Here is an 18440-nt window from a genome sequence, read left to right as displayed (position 1 = left end):
TTGATAATCTAGTTGTTGTAACGTTGTGCTGTTGTATGGAATTTACTTGTTTTATAATATTATTTTTTATATTTATTTGTTTTGTGCGAATAATTTGAACTAAATTTGAAATATTTTAACACGCAAATGATTCCAGCAAAAAAGATATTTTATATACTTTTCTTTATATCTATAAGGATTTTTTCCCAAAACTCATTTTTCCAAAAGACGTCATTAGAAATTGATAGCTTAATTAAGAAAGATCAGTGGGAATTGGTACATTTTAAATTAAATGACGAGAATTTAAAATTTAAAAGAATTTCTAAATATCCATTACGATATCATTTATTAATTAAGGTCGATTCTGCTTCCGTATTGTATAAGAAAGGGAAGTATTCGGAAGCAAAAAATGCAATTTTATCTTCACTAAATCAGATCGAAAATAGTCGAAATACACTTCAGATTCCAGATTATGAAGGATTAAAACATATTGCCATAACAAGATTGTTTTATATTGAGAAAAGATCGGGAAATATCTTGCAGGGACTTAAGTATTTAAATTATTTTTCAAAAGGGATGAGCCCAGTGTATAAGAAAAAACAAATAATTTTTTTAGCTGTTGCCTATTCCGAATTAGGAAATTATACAAAAAGTATTGAGCTTTTGAATACACATTTAAAAGATATCAGATTTGATGTAAAAAACTCTCTTTACAGCAGCTTTCTTAAAAATGGAGAAATAGCTGCAGCCTACAATACGAAAGGAGATACATTTGTTAAATGGTATAAAGATGTTGGTGAGAGTAAACTTTTAGATTCTGCCCAATATAGTTACGAAAATGCTTATGAAAAAATGAAAAGTCTTTCAAATTTTTCTCTATACTCCAAAGCTTTACTAATAAGCAGGCAAGCTAATCTCAAATTACTAAAAAAACAATATGCACCTTCATTGTTACTTTATAACAAATGCGAAAAGGATTCTGTAATAATGAATAAAAACTTATCTCGAGAGATAATTTGGTTGGGAAAAGCAGAAATATATACTTTCATTAAAAAACCGGACTCTGCTTTTTATTACATCAAAAAGCTGTATAACGAGAAATCTTCTTCAAAATGTAGTTATGAAAACAAGCTAAAAATATATCATTTGCTAAGCATCAATTATGAAAATATAAAAGATAATAAAAACGCATACAAATTTGCTAAATTAAGTCTTGTTGAAATAGAGAAAAAAAATATTCAGAATACTTCCGGTACTAGTTTTTTAGGGAAATATGAACAGCAAGAAATTAAATCTATTTCTGAGAAAACGATAAAAGAAAATAAGAAATATACCTTTTTATTAATAATCTGTATAATACTAATTGCTGTTGTTATTATTTTTTACTTCAAATATCGTTATAATAAAAAGAAGATGATTTTTACAGAGTTTCAGAAAAAAGAAGATGAAAAACAGAGCGTTCAGATAACCGTTGAAAATAGCAAAAATTTAATGGTGCTTGAAGATGAGCTTATTAACAGAGTTCTCAAGAATCTTGAGATACTGGAATCGGAGAAAAAATTTCTATCAAACGATTTTAAACTTATCAGTATTGCTAAAACGCTTAATACTAACACTGCCTATTTATCTAAAATAATAAATGAACATAAAGGAATATCTTTTTCCGAATATGTAAATGATCTTAGGATAAATTACTTGCTAAAAGATTTGCAGGAAAATCAAACACTTCGTAAGTACACCATTCAAAGTATATCTGAAGAATTTGGATATAAAAGTCCTACAACATTCATTAAAGCATTTAAAGCGAGGACACAAATGACACCATCTGACTATATTAAAGAACTAAATAATAGTGCAGTAAAATAACGGTAGGAGACAACATTCCTGTAGGAATCGATTCATAACAACGATGATTGTATTGCTTTGAAATAACTCTTATATTTTAATTTTAGGTGAACATCTAATCGATAAATATCTATGTGTTTGTCGATATATTTCGATCTATATTCTAAAGGCTTTTATATCGAAATATCAGTACTTTGCATCATGAAAAAAAATAATTAAAAATGATTTTTTAATTTATAAAATGCTTAATTATTATCAAAAATTAGTAATAATTCTTAATTAAATAGATAATAATAAGAAAAGGTTGGTAGCTCGTTGTTCTACTGATAATATTCAACATTATATCTATCTAAAGTATTTTATTGTAAATCATAAAATTATTCATTAAAGCGGAAAGGTTATATTATTTTGCAGTAAATCTAATTTGTGTGGTATCCGTAAAGTTGTTTGATAGCCTATGTTTTCAGTATTTTTACTTACTAAATCAATAATAAGATGGTGATATGTGAAGATTTATTATTTTCGTACGGAGCTAAGTTGGAAACATATAATTCTGATGATTTTATTTTCAAGGAAGGAACTGCTGCAAAATATTATTTTCAGATAAAATGCGGTACAGTGAAGATCAATAATTTTATGGGAAATGGAAAATAATTCGTTCATGGATTTCCTTATGACGGTCATTGCATAGGGGAGAGTTATTTATATACTGATAATAAATATGCTGTCAATGCAGTTGCTTTTACTACCACTGAAATTATAAAGATTGAGAAAAATATTTTTTTTAAAATTTTGCTCAAAAAACCTGAATTGATGTTAGACCTAAATCGATACACGGCTGACCGGTTACATTTCAGATATATTATCTCAGTTTTTCTTACCATACTTGATCCTTTAATAAAACTCCAAAAATTATTAGACTATCTAAAGAAATACTTTGGATTTGAAGAAAAATATAGTTATTTGGTCCCGTATACAAGACAGAAATTGGCTTCATTAACCGGACTTAGAGTTGAAACAGTGATAAGAACCCTTAAGAAGATGGAAAGACAAAAACTTATTAAAATTAATAACACTAAAATCTATTATTGATAAGGATAATTTTTTTGAAAATAATAATAGCCTGCTAATTTATCAAACCGTAGTATATATAGGTCAAAGATATCTTTGACCTATATATACTGAAGTAGCATTATTTGACTGAATATTATAAAATTTATAAAGATCTTTAAAATAAATATCAGTTTCGAGTTTTTCGATTACTTCAAATTCTTGTAAAATGACTGCCTTTTTTAAACAGCTACAGTATAGATGATCTGCTTTAACATGCTCGGGAAAACTTATTAATTTGACTTCTATATTTTCATATTGAATGTGATTCTCAAATGTATCATGATCTAAAGTAAAATAAGGTTCTCCATGGTAGAAATAATGATCAATAATTTCAGGGTGATGATTGTGTTTTTTTTCTATTGGTGTGGCACTACTGTAGCCTTTACATTTCTTGCAAAATGCTACTTTGATTTTAATCGACATATATTTTATGATTTTTAGATGTATTTATTATTATCAGAAGTTATGCCATCATGAGTAGTTATTTTTAATCATTTTGAAAAAAATAAAAAAAAATAAATCGTATTTAGTCTATACAGCTTACTAATTTATTGAATTTAAATATGTTTAGCTTAATTTTATAATTTCCGATATTAATTACAAGCAAGGATTATTTGTAGTAATAATTTTTTTTATTAATTATGCCAAAACCAATATTATATCCTTGATTTATATATGATTCGGGTCATATACAGTGGGTTTTCTTTTATCTTATTTTTGAGTATACCATTAATAATATATATGAAAAATGGCTTTTTAACAATTCTAGGATTAGGTTATTAGTGTTGAGCTGTACTAAGAATAAAAAAGTAATCGAGAAAAACGCTCCAGATACAATAATAACTGATACAGTATCTTCAGAAATGCCTACTACGTAGTGATACTGTGAAAGTCTCTAGATAGTTGCTCTCATCATACAGATTCTGTAGGAAGTAGTAAAAAATAAATTCTCGTACATATTTTATAGTTCGTTTTCAAATTAGAGTGAAGGCGTATCCATATTTATATGATTTACAACACCATTTGGTAGCATACTAATTTATGTTGCTAGATGGTGTTGTTTTATTTATAATCAATTGATATTATTTTTATTATGTTAGTTTAGTTGTTGAGTTTATATTGATTTTTATTCAATAAATTAATTGAAATTAAATGTATTAAATAATATTTATGGTTTGCTTTTTGTAATGTAATATAAATCGGAATTATGCACTATGCTTATCACTCAGTTATATTGTATTATGAATCATCTAAAACAGCACCTGATAAAAATGTAGATCAGCTTTAGGTTAAAACTGTCACCAATTACAGACTTTGGCAATTGAGAAAATAGAGTAATGATCCTAATTAGATGTAAAAAATATAAATAATCACCAATAATCTAAAATATTAAAATTATGAAAGCAGCAGTTTTTCACGCACCGGGTAAAATTACCTGTGACACTATTGAAGATCCTACAATTGAAGATCAAAATGATATCATTCTGAAAGTTACATCAACCGCTATTTGCGGAAGTGATCTTCACATGTACTCAGGCGGTATGCCACAGTTAAAACCGATGGTAATGGGTCATGAATTTATGGGTATTATTGAAGATGTCGGAAAAAATATTACTCATCTTAAAAAAGGGGATAGGGTAGTTGTACCATTCCCGATTGCTTGTGGAGGATGCTATTTTTGTGAGCATCATCTTCCCGGAGCATGTGAAAACAGTAATCCTGAACATTACGGACCAGAAGGTGGAATCCTGACAGAAAAAGGCGGCGGAATGTTCGGATACACCGATCTTTATGGAGGGTATAACGGCGGACAGGCGCAATATGTAAGGGTTCCGTTTGCGAATTTTGGACCTAGAAAAGTCCCTGAAAATCTTACAGATGCACAGGTATTATTTCTTACAGATATTTTTCCTACAGGATATACAGGCGTTATGTGGGGAGACTTGAAGGGGGGAGAGACCGTCGCTATATTCGGTGCCGGGCCTGTAGGATCCATGGCCGTAAAAAGTGCAATTCTTTACAATGCTAAAAAAGTAATTGTTATCGATACAGTACAATACAGATTAGACCAAATTAGAAAACTTACAGGATGCGAAACGATTTTATGGAAGGATGCCGAGCAGACTGTTGAAGAAATCAGAGACTTGACGGATGGAAGAGGAGCTGACCTTTGTATTGATGCTGTAGGTTTTGAACCTGAAAGAAGTTTCTTGGATAAAGCCAAAGCATTGATCAATTTTGAAAAGGGATCAATTAAAGTTCTAGAAGCGTGTCTAAGCGGCGTAAGACGAGGCGGTATTGTTTCTGTGCTTGGTGTTTATCCTGTGCATTATGATAATTTTAAACTGGGACAGATTTTTGATAAAGGGATCACGTTAAAGGCAGGTCAGTCACCGGTACATGCTATTATAGATAAACTTTTAAAATATGTAGAAACCGGACAGGTAAAGCTAGATGATATTATTACTCACAGACTGTCTTTAGATGAGGTAGCAAAAGGGTATGAAATCTTTCATAAAAAAGAGGATGGCTGTGTGAAAGTGGTCTTGGATCCTTGGAAATAATTGTATTTAAATAGTATAAATAAACAATGATATGAAAGATTTAGAGCTAAAAAATAAAACTGTTTTAATTACCGGTGCCGATAGTGGTATCGGTAAGGCAACAGCTTTGCTTTTCGCGAAAGAAGGTGCTGATATTGGCATTATTTATCATACAGATCATGAAAATGCTGAAATGACAAAAAATGAAATTAAAGATTTGGGGAGAAGGTGTATGATTTTTTCAGGAGATATCAATAATTCTACATTCTGCGTTCAAACAATTGAAAATTTTATTTCAGAGTTTGGAAAATTAGATATTTTGATTAATAATGCAGGTACCCAATTTCCTGCTGAAAGTATTGAAGATCTTAAAGAAGATAATATTAGAGAGATTTTTAATTCAAATATTATAGGATTGATTTTATTAACAAAAGCGGCGTTTCGTCATTTAAAAGAAGGAGCAAGTATTATTAATACAACATCTGCTGTTGCTTATCAAGGGCATTCGGAATTGTTGGATTATTCTGCTACCAAAGGTGCTATCGTGTCATTTACTCGGTCTCTGGCTTTACAGGCAAAACCTAAAGGTATTCGTGTTAACGCTGTAGCTCCTGGCCCTGTAGCAACACCGCTGACTGAAAAAACGTTTAATGAAGAAGAGGAAAATCAAAATAAACCTCCATTGGAACGAAATGCTACTACTGAGGAGATTGCATCCAGTTTTCTGTTTCTGGCAACAGACGCATCAGTACAAATGACTGGTCAGGTGCTGCATCCTAACGGAGGATTGATTGTAAATGGTTAAAACAAAGATTAAAATTCACACATTAATAAATGAATAATGGCGATTTCTAAGAATAGTTTTTTATATAAAAATGGACTAAGCATCGTAGTGGTCAGCTTATTCCTGATATTTCTGTTTTGCCAGCTTATTACAGGATGGCATGTTAAAAATAGTGAACTGGCAGAGCTCAAAATCCCACCATTGACATTATACAGATATTTCTTAAGCCCACATTTTATGCAGGCTACATTTGAGAATTGGGAAAGTGAGTTCTTACAAATGGGGATGTATGTGTTACTTACGGTTATTTTACGGCAAAAAGGGTCTGCTGAATCTAAATCGTTAACTGAAAAAGAGGATGTTGACAAAGAACCTGTTGCTCATAAAAAAGCACCTTGGGCAGTGAAAAAGGGTGGTTTTATTTTATCTTTTTATAAACATTCACTTTCAATTTCGCTAGGTATTTTATTTTTATTGAGTTTTATTTTCCATTTTATCGGAAGTCTTAATAATTACAATGAAGAACAGATTGAGAAAAATCTATCAGTCTTTAGCTGGAAACAATATATTGTGGATTCACAGTTTTGGTTTGAATCTTTCCAGAACTGGCAGAGCGAATTTTTAGCAGTGGCTTCTTTAGTCATTCTTTCGATTTGGTTCCGGGAAAAAGGGTCTCCACAATCTAAACCTGTAGACGCTCCTCATGATGACAATTTAGATTAAAATAATGTCTACGTTTACATTACGCTCATATTTATGATACTAAAATTATTACTAAAACAAACATCAACAAATAAAGAAACAAATATGAAGATGTGATAATGAATATAAAAAACTAAAAAATTTATAATGCTTGAATATATTCTTATTTAAAGCATAATTAATTATAATTTTTCACAAATAATCCTTAATGCCTTATAATGGGCACGTATATTGTGAAGTACTTTGTACACCATTAAAAATAAATAGTATGAGCAACGAAAAAACAGTATCAATACTTAATGATTTACTGAACATTACAAACGACAAGGATTGAGGGATTTTCAAAGGTTGAAGATAAAGTTTGGGATACGCATTCCACTTTGAGAAATGATTACGACCAAATGGTATCACAGTCTCAGGTAATAAAAAACGATTTAATTAAATTAATTAATGAAAGAGGAGGCTGATAATACTACAAGTACTGCGGGATCTTTGCACAGAGCCTGGATCGACGTTAAAAATTCTTTTGCCGTAGATAAAGATGAATCAACATTAGAAAATGTTGTGTTCGGAGAAAATGCAGCTATTAAAGCTTATCAAGATGCATTGGATAGCGGAGATCTATGCATCGAGAGTTCGAGAGTAGTATCAGATCAACTGCATCATTTAAAATCTTCTTATAATAAATTTGAAAATTTAGAAGATAGAAATTAATATCCTATTCAAGATATAAAAAAAGAGAGTTTAAAACTCTCTTTTTTTATTGACAGGTTATATAGAAACAACTAATGTAAAAGTTTCTCTAATTGGAGTATGCGGATCTGTTTTGAAAAATGGTCAGTCCGGCAATTTTATTATTTATTGTATTATAAACAATTTCAACTGAAAAGCTAGAAACCTCATACAGTGAATATTTTAAATTGTTAATAATCCTTTCGTTCATTATGCGTCCCTGATTAAATACTATATCACATTGAGTTTGTTTATCAGGTAGATTTTGAAAATCGTAGTAGGAAATATTCATAGTTGTTAATTTTAATTGTTTATAGCTATTATTATGCAATTTGTTTACCAAAATCTTTAAATAGTAAATAATGATGCTATTTGTCATTAATTTGTTTTAAAATATTTATACTAAAGTTTTTAAAAATGTTTGACTCGTTAACTTGTTAATAAAATTTCAATTTTAATAGATTTTTTAATATTTTATTCCAATTAAAAGCTAAATCATTCTATCAGTTACTCCAAGCCTTAAACAAATTTTACTGTTATTCACTTCAATGACGATAAGATGCACCAATGAAATAATGTTTTGCTGCGGTATCTTGTATCCCATAATTAATCCCGGCATCCAATTTAAAATCACTTGCCACTTCTATTTGAATAGCTGCATTGATATAATTAGAGAATTGATGGGCCTTAAAATCGTAAGTGTAATACGTTTCTGCTATCCCGTCAATCCCTTTAGATAATGGATGACTGATAGTTAGCGTCTGTAAAAACTCAGTATGCATTGCCGGTTGATCCAGATCTTTCAGCCTATCAACTTCCACTTGAACTCCCAATTTCCATTCATTAGGCAATTTGTAAGACATCGGTACAATCAAACCACCTTCAAAGCGACTTTCCTTATCATATTTCGAAGAAGGAAATTTGACATAGGGTAATATAGCCATTGCAAAGTTTCCGCTGTTATTTCCTATTAGGTTCTGTTTAATTCTCAACGTTACATCACCGATGCCGTTACTCTTTTCTATATCACCTGACCCAATCTCTATTTCCTTTTGCCAGCCATAGGATTGAAAACCAATTTGTATCGCTGTACTACCCGTAATTCCAATTTTAAGATTGGCCTGATTGATGAGTACTGTACTTATCTCCTGTACATCAGATCTTTCCTTGATTAGTCTTACTAAGTCCGTTTCATACTGGAAATGTCCTGCATCTACCGTATAAGGAGATTCAGTCACATCAGGGCGGTCAGTTTCCATTTCTCTCATAAGAGCGCGCGGAACAGGATTAAAAAGAGAGTATTTTTGATTGGTTTCTTGTTGTCCACTGCAAATAAAGGGCAGGAATATAAGAGCAACAATCAGTTTAAAAAAACTTTGACAGATATTCATGGTTTTTAATTTTAATATTTTTCGAAAAGGGTTTTAAATCATTAATCCTTCATGGTTATATCAGAAGGTGCTGACACCCAGCGGCCATATTTTTGGAATCTTCCTTAGGCGCTGTTTGCGGACTCCATTTGGTGTATTTTGAAGGAGTAAGCTGATGTCCAATCTTTGGTATATACCTTTTAAAAGTTAATTTTATCTTTTTGATCATTTTTTCCGGGCTGCAAAATCATGCGTATGGAAGGATTATTGGTGATAAATAATCTGAACCATTCTATAGCCAGCCTTATTCTGTTTCTAAATCCTGTTAGAGGAATAATATGGATAAAAAGCCACGTAAGCCATGCAAAAAATCCGGTATAAGAAAATTGAGGCAGATCAACAACGGCTTTGTATTTTGAAATAATCGCCATGCTGCCTTTATCTTTATAAATAAAAGGCTGTAAAGAATTGTGATCATATAATCTTCTAAAATTTTTAGCTGCTAGTTTTGCTTGTTGAATGGCAACTTGAGCAACTTGAGGATGCCCTTTAGGATATTTTTTGTCTGTTACCTGCAGACAGATATCACCCAATGCCCAGATGTTTTCAAAACCTAAAACCCTATTATATTCATCCACTAATAATCTTCTTCCTTTCCCAATACAGTTTCCGGGAATCCCTGTAACTTCACGGCCTATTACACCGGAAGTCCAAATCAATGTTTCTGTTTTTATTTTTCTGCCGTCTGATAATAGTACATTTCCCTCAAGATAATCTTTTACCGAAACATTCAGAAGAATATTAACGCCAAGTCTCTTTAGATTTTCATAGGCTGTTTTTTTTGCAACATCACTCATTGGAGCCAGCAAAGAGGGTAGTGCGTCGATAAGATAAAGATGGGAGAGGTTCAGTTCAATTTCAGGATATTCTTTCTCTGCAATAAAAGCACCCATTTCTGCGATCATCCCTGCCAGTTCAACTCCGGTAGGACCACCGCCCGCAATTACGATATTCTGTAATCGTTCTGCTTTTTTTTCGTCTTCATTTCTGGAAGCCTTTTCAAGATTCAACAGTAAATGATTTTTAATATATAAGGCTTCATGAATCGTTTTCATAGGAAGCGCAAACTGTTGTACATTATCCAAACCAAAAAAATTAGTTTCTGTACCCAATGCAAAAATCACATGATCATAAGTTATTTTACCGTTATCAGTCTCAACTATCTGAAGTTCTGTATCAATTCTAAGAAAACTGCCCATATGATAATGAACATTATTATAATCTGAGAATAACTTTCTGAAAGGATAACTTATATGTGATGGCTCAATAAATGCAGTAGCCACCTGATAAATTAAGGGAGGAAAGAAATGGTAATTATTTCGGTCAACCAATGTAATGTTAAACTTATTGGATCGAGCAATGGTTTTGATGAAATTAATACCGGCAAAGCCTCCCCCTATGACAATAATATGTTTTTTCATAACAGGACATTTTTTTGATAGGTGTAACAAAGGAAATCCAATAATAAGACCAATTTGACAAAAAAGTAGTTTTGTGGTACTTATTCTAAAATACTTAAAAGCAATTTTTTTTTTCGCACATTTATTTGACGCTTAAAAAAAGATATCTATTAAATCTTAAATATTTAGTTTGTATAAATATGATGTTCAAATGTGTTTGTATTATTTCAATATCAACCGGTAAAAAGACAGCTAAGGTATAGTGGCCAGCCCATTCTTCTGCCAGCCAAAAGACTACGGCATAAACGGTTTCCTCCCTAAAGGTACCCCTCCAATTATTCCGTTTCCTTTTGTTTTCCCCCTTGTCCGCTAATATTATCTGCTTTCTTTTTTCCGGTTTTTCTTTTGAAAAATATTCAGCAAAGCTAAGGGGGCTTTCAGAGAATGGACGGGTAAGAGGATTGAAAACAATTCAAAATATACAATCTTAAACTTAATGATTATGAACATTATCGGAAGACTGACAAGAAATGCGGAAGTGCGAATCTTGACCAATGAAAAAAAATAGTCAATTTTTCAATTGCTACTAACGACAGTTATTGCAATAAACAAGGCGAACGAATTGAACAAACTGCCTACTTTGAATGCGCCTATTGGATTTCCCAAAAGTCGCAGATTTTTTAACCAAATGTACTTTGGTGGAATTAAGCGGAAGAACCTAAACCTCTGCATGGATCGGAAAAGATGGAGAATCACATGCGGATTTAAATTTCCATACCTCACAAATCAAAGTTCACGGCAGTGGTAAAAGAACAGAAAGTAATTCTACTGTTTCCAACAAAACAGCTAAAAAAGAGATTGGAAAATACAAATCTAGTGAAAGTGATAAGGATGATGATTTCCCATTTTAAATCAATCAAAAACAATTTTAACATTTTTAGTACTAATATCATGGTGCATACTTTAAATTTCGACAACAAAACAGGCAAATAATCATTTCAGCGCAAAGGAAAAAGCATGGCACAACTTGGGAGAGATTGTAAAAGAATATCCAACAAGTGAACATGCTATCAAATTTGCCGGCTTGACTATGAGGTAGAAAGGTCTCTATTGTTTATAAAGGGTTTAGAAATTATTGAAAATAGCAACGGAATCAAAATGACTGACTGAGAACTGGAAGTTCCCAACTACTTCGCCATTATTAGAACAAATAACAATACGGTTTTAGATGTAGTTGGAAAAGATTACCAAATTGTACAAAACCGGGAGGCCTTTTCTTTTTTGATTCTATGGTAGGGAGTGGAAAAGGTATTCTATATGAGACTGCATGAGCTGGGGAAAGAATTTTTATCATGGCAAAACTACCTGATTATCATCGTATAGGCGAAAGCATCCTCAACAGTATTTTTAAAAATTGTTGACAATTCATCAAAATTTCCTTTTTGCTGATGATTGAATGTTTCTTAAAAAAAACCGACTGGTTGTCGGAATTATCTTTTTTGCAACCTTTAATTAATGCGACAACTTTAATAGGAACAACACATGTTTTGTATTCATCAAAAATGTTGAGGTTTTTTATGTGAGCGATTCACACCTATTATTCGAGAAAATATAAAAGGCTATTTCCGATGAAATAGCCAAATTAAGTACAATTTTTTATTTTGAAACTGTTTATGGTGTTTCTGCATTTTGAGGATTAAATTGAAAACTGCGCTTTTGTTCGTTCCCCATATTATCAGCAATCCAAATATCAAAACTCTGAGGAACTGCTGATTCTGAGGTGTAATACAATCTGAACTCTTTTTCTTGTAATGGATATAAATCATTTGGTATCAACGGTGGATCGTTAAAGATTCGTAAACTGCCTTTTCCTTCCGACTGAAAGTATCGGATCAAATATTGAGTTCCGCTGTAGCTTCCACTCGCTGAAATACGACACCTTATCTCTATGGTCTCACCGCTAGCAATATACTTTGGAACCGGCATAGCCTGTATTTCAAAAGGGAAATTCTGTATTATTTCTAGCTCATCTCCTGAGCATGATGAAAAACATAATTCGATTAAAAGAAGGGTTGCCAAAGCATAAAAAATACATTTACTGAAATTGATTAATTTTTTCATAATAATTTTTTTAGAGATTGATACGAATTCCGGCCCCTATAGATAATTATAGTTGATCTTCTGCAGTTTTCATAAGAAGCTTTGCTCTACCTGAAGCAATGATGGTAATGTGGTCTGAAACATAAGTTTCAATAGTAAACTTTGTGCCCACTCCATAAATAAGAGAGGAACCATTGAGCAATTTTGCACCGTCGTACAGCAGTTCGTCTCCTTTATTGATATATTCATATCCTCCGATTGCTGATATGGATGTATTGATCATAACACTTTTTGTTCGGTCTGCCCATATGTTGAAGCTGTAACCGATCTCGGCAGTGTAATTTTCAATTGGAATCTTTACTGATGTATATTGTACTAAGTTTTTGCTGTATTCTAAACTGTAGAGGGTGTAGTTTCCTTTCTTGGAGAAAATAACCAACCCTTAAAACAGGATTTTTTATGGATTAGTGGAGAATCTAATATCCATTCAGATAGGAAGATTTATTATCAAAAATATTCATTCCGATAATTTTATCATGAGGGATGTTATAAATAAGTTCCACCGAAAAACTCGAAACTTCGTACAGAACATATTTTGATTGAGGAGTAATCCTTTCACTGATTAAGCGTCCGTGAGCCATCACAAAATCATATTGTGCCAGACGGCCAGGTAAGTTTTGAAAATCTTAATAAGAGATGATCATAGATTATAATAAATGATTATACGTTGTTTTTTAATTGGTCTTTGAAATCTTTTCATCGAGTCCCTGAATATCTTTTCTGATTTCAAGGAACATTTCTTTTAGATCATAATTTTCAAGCCTGTCGGGTTCAAAATCTTCAGGAAATATTCCTGAAGCATATTGCCAGATTTCAACAACTTCTCCTAAAGGAATATCATAAGGTTTGTAGAAGGAATTATCTGCGGCTACTGTTATTGATTTTTTATTGAAAGAAGTGAATCTTTTATAAGAAATACCGTCATTTAAGGTGACAAAGACATAACTTTTACTGGGTTTCAGATCCTCAATATTTTCTATATACTTTCCAATGATGTAAGAACCGTCTTTGAAAGGAGGCATAGAGTCACCTTGGGCAGGAAAAGCTCTGTATTTACCGTTAGTTAAAAAAGGTAATGAGATTCTCTGTAAGTTTTCAATATATTCTGGATCGCTGTAACCGGATAAATACCCCATAGAGGCTTTCTGCGGAACAATTTCAATGCTGTTGTTGCCTAATTGATCTACCACCACAGGCAAAACGATCCTATTATCTGGAAGTTTTAATATATCTTCCAGCGGGTATTTCCTGATATCCACAGTAAGAAGCAGGTCAATACTCAAATTAAAATATTTTGACATTCTAATGAGCAACTCATAGGGAGCTTCCGAACGTCCATCCTCATATTTTGAATACCGAACCCTGCTCATTAAAATTTTATCAGCAAGCTCCTGCTGTGATAAATTTTTCTGAGTCCTTAAAAACCTGATGTTTTCTGAAAAAATTGACATTGATACAAATTGTATCTGCAAATATACGAAAAATGATACAAATAGTATCTAGTTTTGTAATGTGAACCGAGCGATTGTACATATGGATCTGGATACCTTCTTTGTATCCTGTGAGAGGCGTAATAACTCTCAACTTGACGGAATCCCACTCATCATAGGGGGAGGTGACCGTGGAGTGGTGGCATCATGTTCCTATGAAGCAAGAATGTTTGGGGTACGTTCTGCCATGCCGATTCGAATGGCACTCCGACTATGTCCGGATGCAAAAGTGATTCGGGGCGACCATGAACTGTATTCTAATTTATCTCATTTGGTAACAGAAGTGATTCAGGGAAAAGTTCCGGTAATGGAAAAGGCAAGCATCGATGAGTTTTATCTCGATCTTTCCGGAATGGATCAATTTTTCGGTTGTTATCAGTGGACGAAAGAAATCGCTTCAGCAGTAACTAAAGAAACAGGGCTTCCAATAAGTTTTGCTTTGTCAACTAATAAAACAGTTTCAAAAATTGGAACGGGCGAATCGAAACCCATAGGAAGATTGGAAATTAAAGAATTGGAAATACAGCCTTTTTTAAATCCATTATCTATTAAAAAGATTCCGATGGTGGGGGATAAAACTTTTCAGCTCCTGTCAAGAATAGGAATCCGTACTATTCATACGTTGTCCGAAATGCCCGTCTTGGTCTTGCAACAGATGATTGGATTGAATGGAAAGGAACTTTGGAAAAAAGCCAACGGGATTGATGAAAATCCTGTAGTTCCTTATTCTGAAAGAAAATCCATTTCAACGGAAAGAACTTTTACCAATGATACAATGGATATTTTGGAGTTGAAAAGATTGATATCAGGGATGGCTGAACAATTATCCTATCAGTTACGAAAAGAAAAATGGCTGACGTCGACAGTGGTCGTAAAGATCCGCTATGCGAATTTCGATACGGAAACCAAACAGTGCAAGGTTTCCTATACTTCTGCGGATAATAGCTTGTCTAGAGTAGCCTTAGAACTGTTTAATAAAGTATACACCAGAAGAATGAGACTTCGTTTGGTGGGATTACGTTTTACAGGACTTGTTCATGGGAACCATCAGATGAATCTGTTTGAAGATACTGAGGAGCAGATGAGTCTGTATCAGACCATGGATTATATCAAGAACCGTTTCGGTATTGATGCAGTCGGTAGGGCCTCAGGCTTTGATTTTGAAAAATAGAACTTTAAATTTTCAACCATGTTTTTGAATTGTCATTCTTTTCACAGCCTTCGTTATGGAACCTTATCCATAAAAGAATTGGTAAAGCAGGCTTATGAGCTAGGGATTAAAGAATTGGTCTTAACGGATATCAATACCGTTACGGGTATTTATGATTTCAAGAAAGAATGTGAAGATTTTGGTATTAAACCTATAGCAGGAATTGAATTCCGAAAGGAGGGTAAACTGCTGTATATTATTGTAGCTAAAGAATTTTCAGGAATAGGTGAGGCTAATTCCATTATTACAAATCATAACTGTGAAGGAAAAGAACTTCAGGATACAGCGCCGGAATTTAAGAATGTATTTATCGTCTATCCGATGAGTAATATTCCTGCTAAGTTGAAGGAAAATGAGTTTGTAGGTGTCAGAATAGACGAACTTAATTTTTTAATCAGACCGGAATATCAGAAACTGATTCCTAAAATGCTCGTTCTGCATCCTGTCACTTTTATGACCAACGAGGAATACGAACTCCACAAAATTCTCAGGGCAATTGATAACAATACTTTATTATCCAAATTAACCAAAAAAGACGTTTGCAGAATATCAGAGTATTTGATAAGTGAGCAGGAGATAGTAGAAACATTTGAAAGATATCCGGAGATTGTTCAAAGAGCAAAAGATATATTAGCGCAATGCAGTTTTGAATTTGATTTTAAAAAAGTCAGGAACAAGCAGTGCTATACAAAATCAAAAGCCGATGATGTTAAGCTGCTCCGAAGGCTGGCTTATTCAGGGCTGGAAAAACGGTATGGACATCAGCATGAAGTAGCTAAAAAAAGAGTGGAAAAAGAATTGAAAGTTATCGATGAACTTAATTTCTGTTCTTACTTTTTAATAACTTGGGATATTATCTGTTACAGCAATAGTATGGGGTTTATGCACGTCGGTCGGGGAAGTGGTGCCAATTCCATAGTCAGTTACTGTTTAGGTATAACCGATATCTGCCCGTTGGAACTGGACCTGTATTTTGAACGTTTTTTAAATCTTAACCGAAAGTCTCCGCCTGATTTTGATATTGACTGGAGCTGGCAGAACAGAGACACAATACTGAAGTATATTTTCGACCGGTATGGGAAAGAACATGTGGCTTTTTGTGGAACCAATGTAGAATTTAAATACAAATCCATTTTCAGAGAAGTGGGGAAGGTATTTGGCTTGCCTAAGGAGGAATTGGATGATCTGGCCAAGAAACCTATTGTAGAGCATGATCAGAATGCTGTTGTACAATCCGTTCATCAATATGGGAAACTATTGGAAAAGTTTCCTAACCAGCGAAGCATGCATTCCTGTGGAATCCTGATTTCTGAAGAACCGATTACCCATTATACGGCACTCGAAATGCCACCCAAAGGGTTTCCGATTGTTCAGTTTGATATGAATGTCGCCGAAGACATCGGACTCGAGAAATTTGATATTCTTTCTCAGAGAGGATTAGGAACCATTAATGATACGGTAGAGCTTATCAAAAAAACAAGAGGAATTACGGTGGATATCAGAGACACTTCCTTGTCCAAAGATGAGGAGAAAGCCAATGAATATCTGGCGATAGGAAAAACCATTGGTTGTTTCTATATAGAATCCCCAGCTATGCGTGGGCTTTTAAGAAGACTGAAATGTGATAATTACAGAACTCTTGTTGCTGCTTCCTCCATTATTAGACCTGGTGTGGCACAGAGCGGAATGATGCGGGAATATATTTTCAGGCATAACCATCCTAATCAGTTTGAATATTTTCATTCGGTATTCGAAGAGAATCTAAAAGAAACTTACGGGATTATGGTGTATCAGGAAGATGTAATCAAAATTGCCCAATATTTTGGGGGACTGTCCTTGGCAGATGGGGATATTCTCCGCAGGGCCATGAGTGGAAAAGGACGTTCGATTGAAAAGCTCAGAGAAGTAAAAGCCAATTTCTTTGCATCCTGTAAAGAAAAAGGACATTCAGAGGTAATGACAGCCGAAGCTTACAGGCAGATTGAATCCTTCGCGGGATATTCTTTCTGCAAAGCGCATTCTGCATCATACGCAGTAGAAAGCTATCAGAGTCTGTACTTAAAGGTATATTATCCGTTGGAATTTATGGTTTCGGTTATTAATAACCAGGGAGGCTTTTATCGCACGGAGGTCTATATTCATGAAGCAAAAATGTCTGGTGGAAATATCCAGACGCCTTGTGTTAATACCAGCGAATATCAGACGACACTCCAAGGCAAGGATATTTATCTGGGGCTCATGCTGTTGGAAGGACTCGAAACAAGAATTGCCCACGGCATTGTTCAGGAGCGGGAGAGAAATGGTGCGTATAAATCATTGGAAGACTTTATCAGACGTGTTCCTATCGGTATTGAAACAGTTCAGATTCTAATTTTTATCGGGGCATTTCGGTTGACGGGAAAGCCTAAAAATGAACTCCTCGTGGAAGCAAGAATCTTACTGGTCAACTTTAAACCCGAAAACAGAGGGCTCATGCTCATTGAAGAACCCGTTCAGGAATTTAAACTGCCTCAATTGAAAAGAGAACCTTTTGAAGATGCTTTTGATGAAATTGAGTTGATAGGATTTCCAGTTTCATGCAGCCCGTTTGATCTGCTGCAGACCCAATACAGAGGCTCGGTTTTTGTAAAAGATGTATTGATATTTCATAAAAGACAAGTGAAGATGCTGGCTTACCTGATTTCAAGAAAACATGTTCCGACTAAAAAAGGGACCATGTACTTTGGAACCTGGATTGATGCGAAGGGAGAATATTTTGACACCGCCCATTTTCCGGATAGTCTGAAACAATATGATTTTCAGGGAGGAGGATGTTATTTGCTCTTGGGAACAGTAGAAGTAGATTATCATTTTCCAACCATTACCATTCATAAGATGGCGAAGATGCCCATGATTCCAGATCCCCGTTATGCTTATGATAAAGAAAAACAGTATGATATCCACCGGCAGATTAAGGAAGATGTAAGCATGACCCATAGAAAACCCTATCCACAAGCTCATGAGATAGGATTGCCACGACATAAGTTACAGTAACAATTTGTAAATTTTATAA

Annotated in this window: 16 protein-coding genes and 2 pseudogenes; 11 read left to right on the top strand and 7 right to left on the bottom strand. The window is 33.5% G+C overall.

The annotated features are described in order from the left end of the window. The first annotated feature begins 126 nt into the window (after window positions 1-126). The 3 genes from AC1Q7L_RS05250 (at window position 127) to AC1Q7L_RS05240 (ending at window position 2916) form a co-directional block, all read left to right on the top strand. The gene (locus AC1Q7L_RS05250) at window positions 127-1845 is read left to right on the top strand and encodes a helix-turn-helix domain-containing protein (RefSeq protein ID WP_492306695.1); all 1719 of its coding nucleotides are present in this window, start codon (window positions 127-129) and stop codon (window positions 1843-1845) included. A 474-nt stretch (window positions 1846-2319) separates the two neighbouring features. After that, window positions 2320-2478, top strand: coding sequence for a hypothetical protein (locus tag AC1Q7L_RS05245; RefSeq protein ID WP_492306694.1), 159 nt, complete (start codon window positions 2320-2322; stop codon window positions 2476-2478). 159 nt (window positions 2479-2637) lie between these two features. Further along, the gene (locus AC1Q7L_RS05240; protein ID WP_492306693.1) at window positions 2638-2916 is read left to right on the top strand and encodes a helix-turn-helix domain-containing protein; all 279 of its coding nucleotides are present in this window, start codon (window positions 2638-2640) and stop codon (window positions 2914-2916) included. A 63-nt stretch (window positions 2917-2979) separates the two neighbouring features. Here the strand turns inward: AC1Q7L_RS05240 and AC1Q7L_RS05235 are convergent, their stop codons facing one another. Next, on the bottom strand, window positions 2980-3360 hold the full coding sequence (locus AC1Q7L_RS05235; protein ID WP_492306692.1) for a hypothetical protein: 381 nt from the start codon (window positions 3358-3360) through the stop codon (window positions 2980-2982). A 974-nt stretch (window positions 3361-4334) separates the two neighbouring features. On the opposite strand from AC1Q7L_RS05235, the gene AC1Q7L_RS05230 reads away from it, so the two are divergent. The 4 genes from AC1Q7L_RS05230 (at window position 4335) to AC1Q7L_RS05215 (ending at window position 7680) form a co-directional block, all read left to right on the top strand. Next, the gene (locus AC1Q7L_RS05230; protein ID WP_492306691.1) at window positions 4335-5501 is read left to right on the top strand and encodes a zinc-dependent alcohol dehydrogenase; all 1167 of its coding nucleotides are present in this window, start codon (window positions 4335-4337) and stop codon (window positions 5499-5501) included. A gap of 31 nt (window positions 5502-5532) precedes the next feature. Further along, window positions 5533-6285, top strand: a complete 753-nt coding sequence (locus tag AC1Q7L_RS05225; RefSeq protein ID WP_492306690.1) for an SDR family oxidoreductase — start codon at window positions 5533-5535, stop codon at window positions 6283-6285. Window positions 6286-6321: 36 nt separating this feature from the next. Next, window positions 6322-6987: a DUF6766 family protein gene (locus AC1Q7L_RS05220; protein WP_492306689.1), complete on the top strand. Its 666-nt coding sequence runs from the start codon at window positions 6322-6324 to the stop codon at window positions 6985-6987. 429 nt (window positions 6988-7416) lie between these two features. After that, window positions 7417-7680, top strand: coding sequence for a DUF2383 domain-containing protein (locus tag AC1Q7L_RS05215; protein ID WP_492306688.1), 264 nt, complete (start codon window positions 7417-7419; stop codon window positions 7678-7680). Window positions 7681-8243: 563 nt separating this feature from the next. Here AC1Q7L_RS05215 and AC1Q7L_RS05210 read toward each other — a convergent pair. Further along, window positions 8244-9089 (bottom strand): transporter, encoded by an 846-nt coding sequence (locus AC1Q7L_RS05210; RefSeq protein WP_492306687.1) that lies wholly within the window; start codon window positions 9087-9089, stop codon window positions 8244-8246. Window positions 9090-9268: 179 nt separating this feature from the next. After that, a complete protein-coding gene (locus AC1Q7L_RS05205; protein WP_492306686.1) occupies window positions 9269-10549 on the bottom strand; it encodes an NAD(P)/FAD-dependent oxidoreductase in 1281 nt (426 codons plus the stop codon). A gap of 481 nt (window positions 10550-11030) precedes the next feature. Between AC1Q7L_RS05205 and AC1Q7L_RS05200 the strand changes: the two are divergent. Together AC1Q7L_RS05200 and AC1Q7L_RS05195 are read left to right on the top strand one after the other, a co-directional pair. Beyond that, window positions 11031-11439 (top strand): annotated as a pseudogene (locus AC1Q7L_RS05200) (single-stranded DNA-binding protein). Window positions 11440-11479: 40 nt separating this feature from the next. Continuing rightward, window positions 11480-11856 (top strand): annotated as a pseudogene (locus AC1Q7L_RS05195) (DUF932 domain-containing protein); the annotation flags it as partial. Window positions 11857-12199: 343 nt separating this feature from the next. On the opposite strand, the gene AC1Q7L_RS05190 reads toward AC1Q7L_RS05195, so the two are convergent. From AC1Q7L_RS05190 to AC1Q7L_RS05175, 4 genes are all read right to left on the bottom strand, one after another. After that, window positions 12200-12649, bottom strand: coding sequence for a DUF3872 domain-containing protein (locus AC1Q7L_RS05190; protein WP_492306685.1), 450 nt, complete (start codon window positions 12647-12649; stop codon window positions 12200-12202). Window positions 12650-12695: 46 nt separating this feature from the next. After that, window positions 12696-13067: a conjugal transfer protein TraO gene (locus AC1Q7L_RS05185; RefSeq protein WP_492306684.1), complete on the bottom strand. Its 372-nt coding sequence runs from the start codon at window positions 13065-13067 to the stop codon at window positions 12696-12698. A 37-nt stretch (window positions 13068-13104) separates the two neighbouring features. Beyond that, window positions 13105-13269: a hypothetical protein gene (locus AC1Q7L_RS05180; protein WP_492306683.1), complete on the bottom strand. Its 165-nt coding sequence runs from the start codon at window positions 13267-13269 to the stop codon at window positions 13105-13107. A gap of 93 nt (window positions 13270-13362) precedes the next feature. Continuing rightward, a complete protein-coding gene (locus AC1Q7L_RS05175) occupies window positions 13363-14139 on the bottom strand; it encodes an XRE family transcriptional regulator (protein WP_492306682.1) in 777 nt (258 codons plus the stop codon). 61 nt (window positions 14140-14200) lie between these two features. Between AC1Q7L_RS05175 and dinB the strand changes: the two genes are divergently transcribed. Further along, window positions 14201-15349, top strand: coding sequence for a DNA polymerase IV (gene dinB, locus AC1Q7L_RS05170; RefSeq protein WP_492306681.1), 1149 nt, complete (start codon window positions 14201-14203; stop codon window positions 15347-15349). Window positions 15350-15367: 18 nt separating this feature from the next. Beyond that, window positions 15368-18421 (top strand): DNA polymerase III subunit alpha, encoded by a 3054-nt coding sequence (locus AC1Q7L_RS05165; protein ID WP_492306680.1) that lies wholly within the window; start codon window positions 15368-15370, stop codon window positions 18419-18421. Window positions 18422-18440 lie beyond the last annotated feature (19 nt).

The sequence above is a fragment of the Chryseobacterium sp. GW823-FHT05E08 genome, assembly GCF_058795655.1.
The sequence above is the reverse complement of the archived record's forward strand: the minus strand, read 5'-3'. Positions and strand labels throughout refer to the sequence as shown.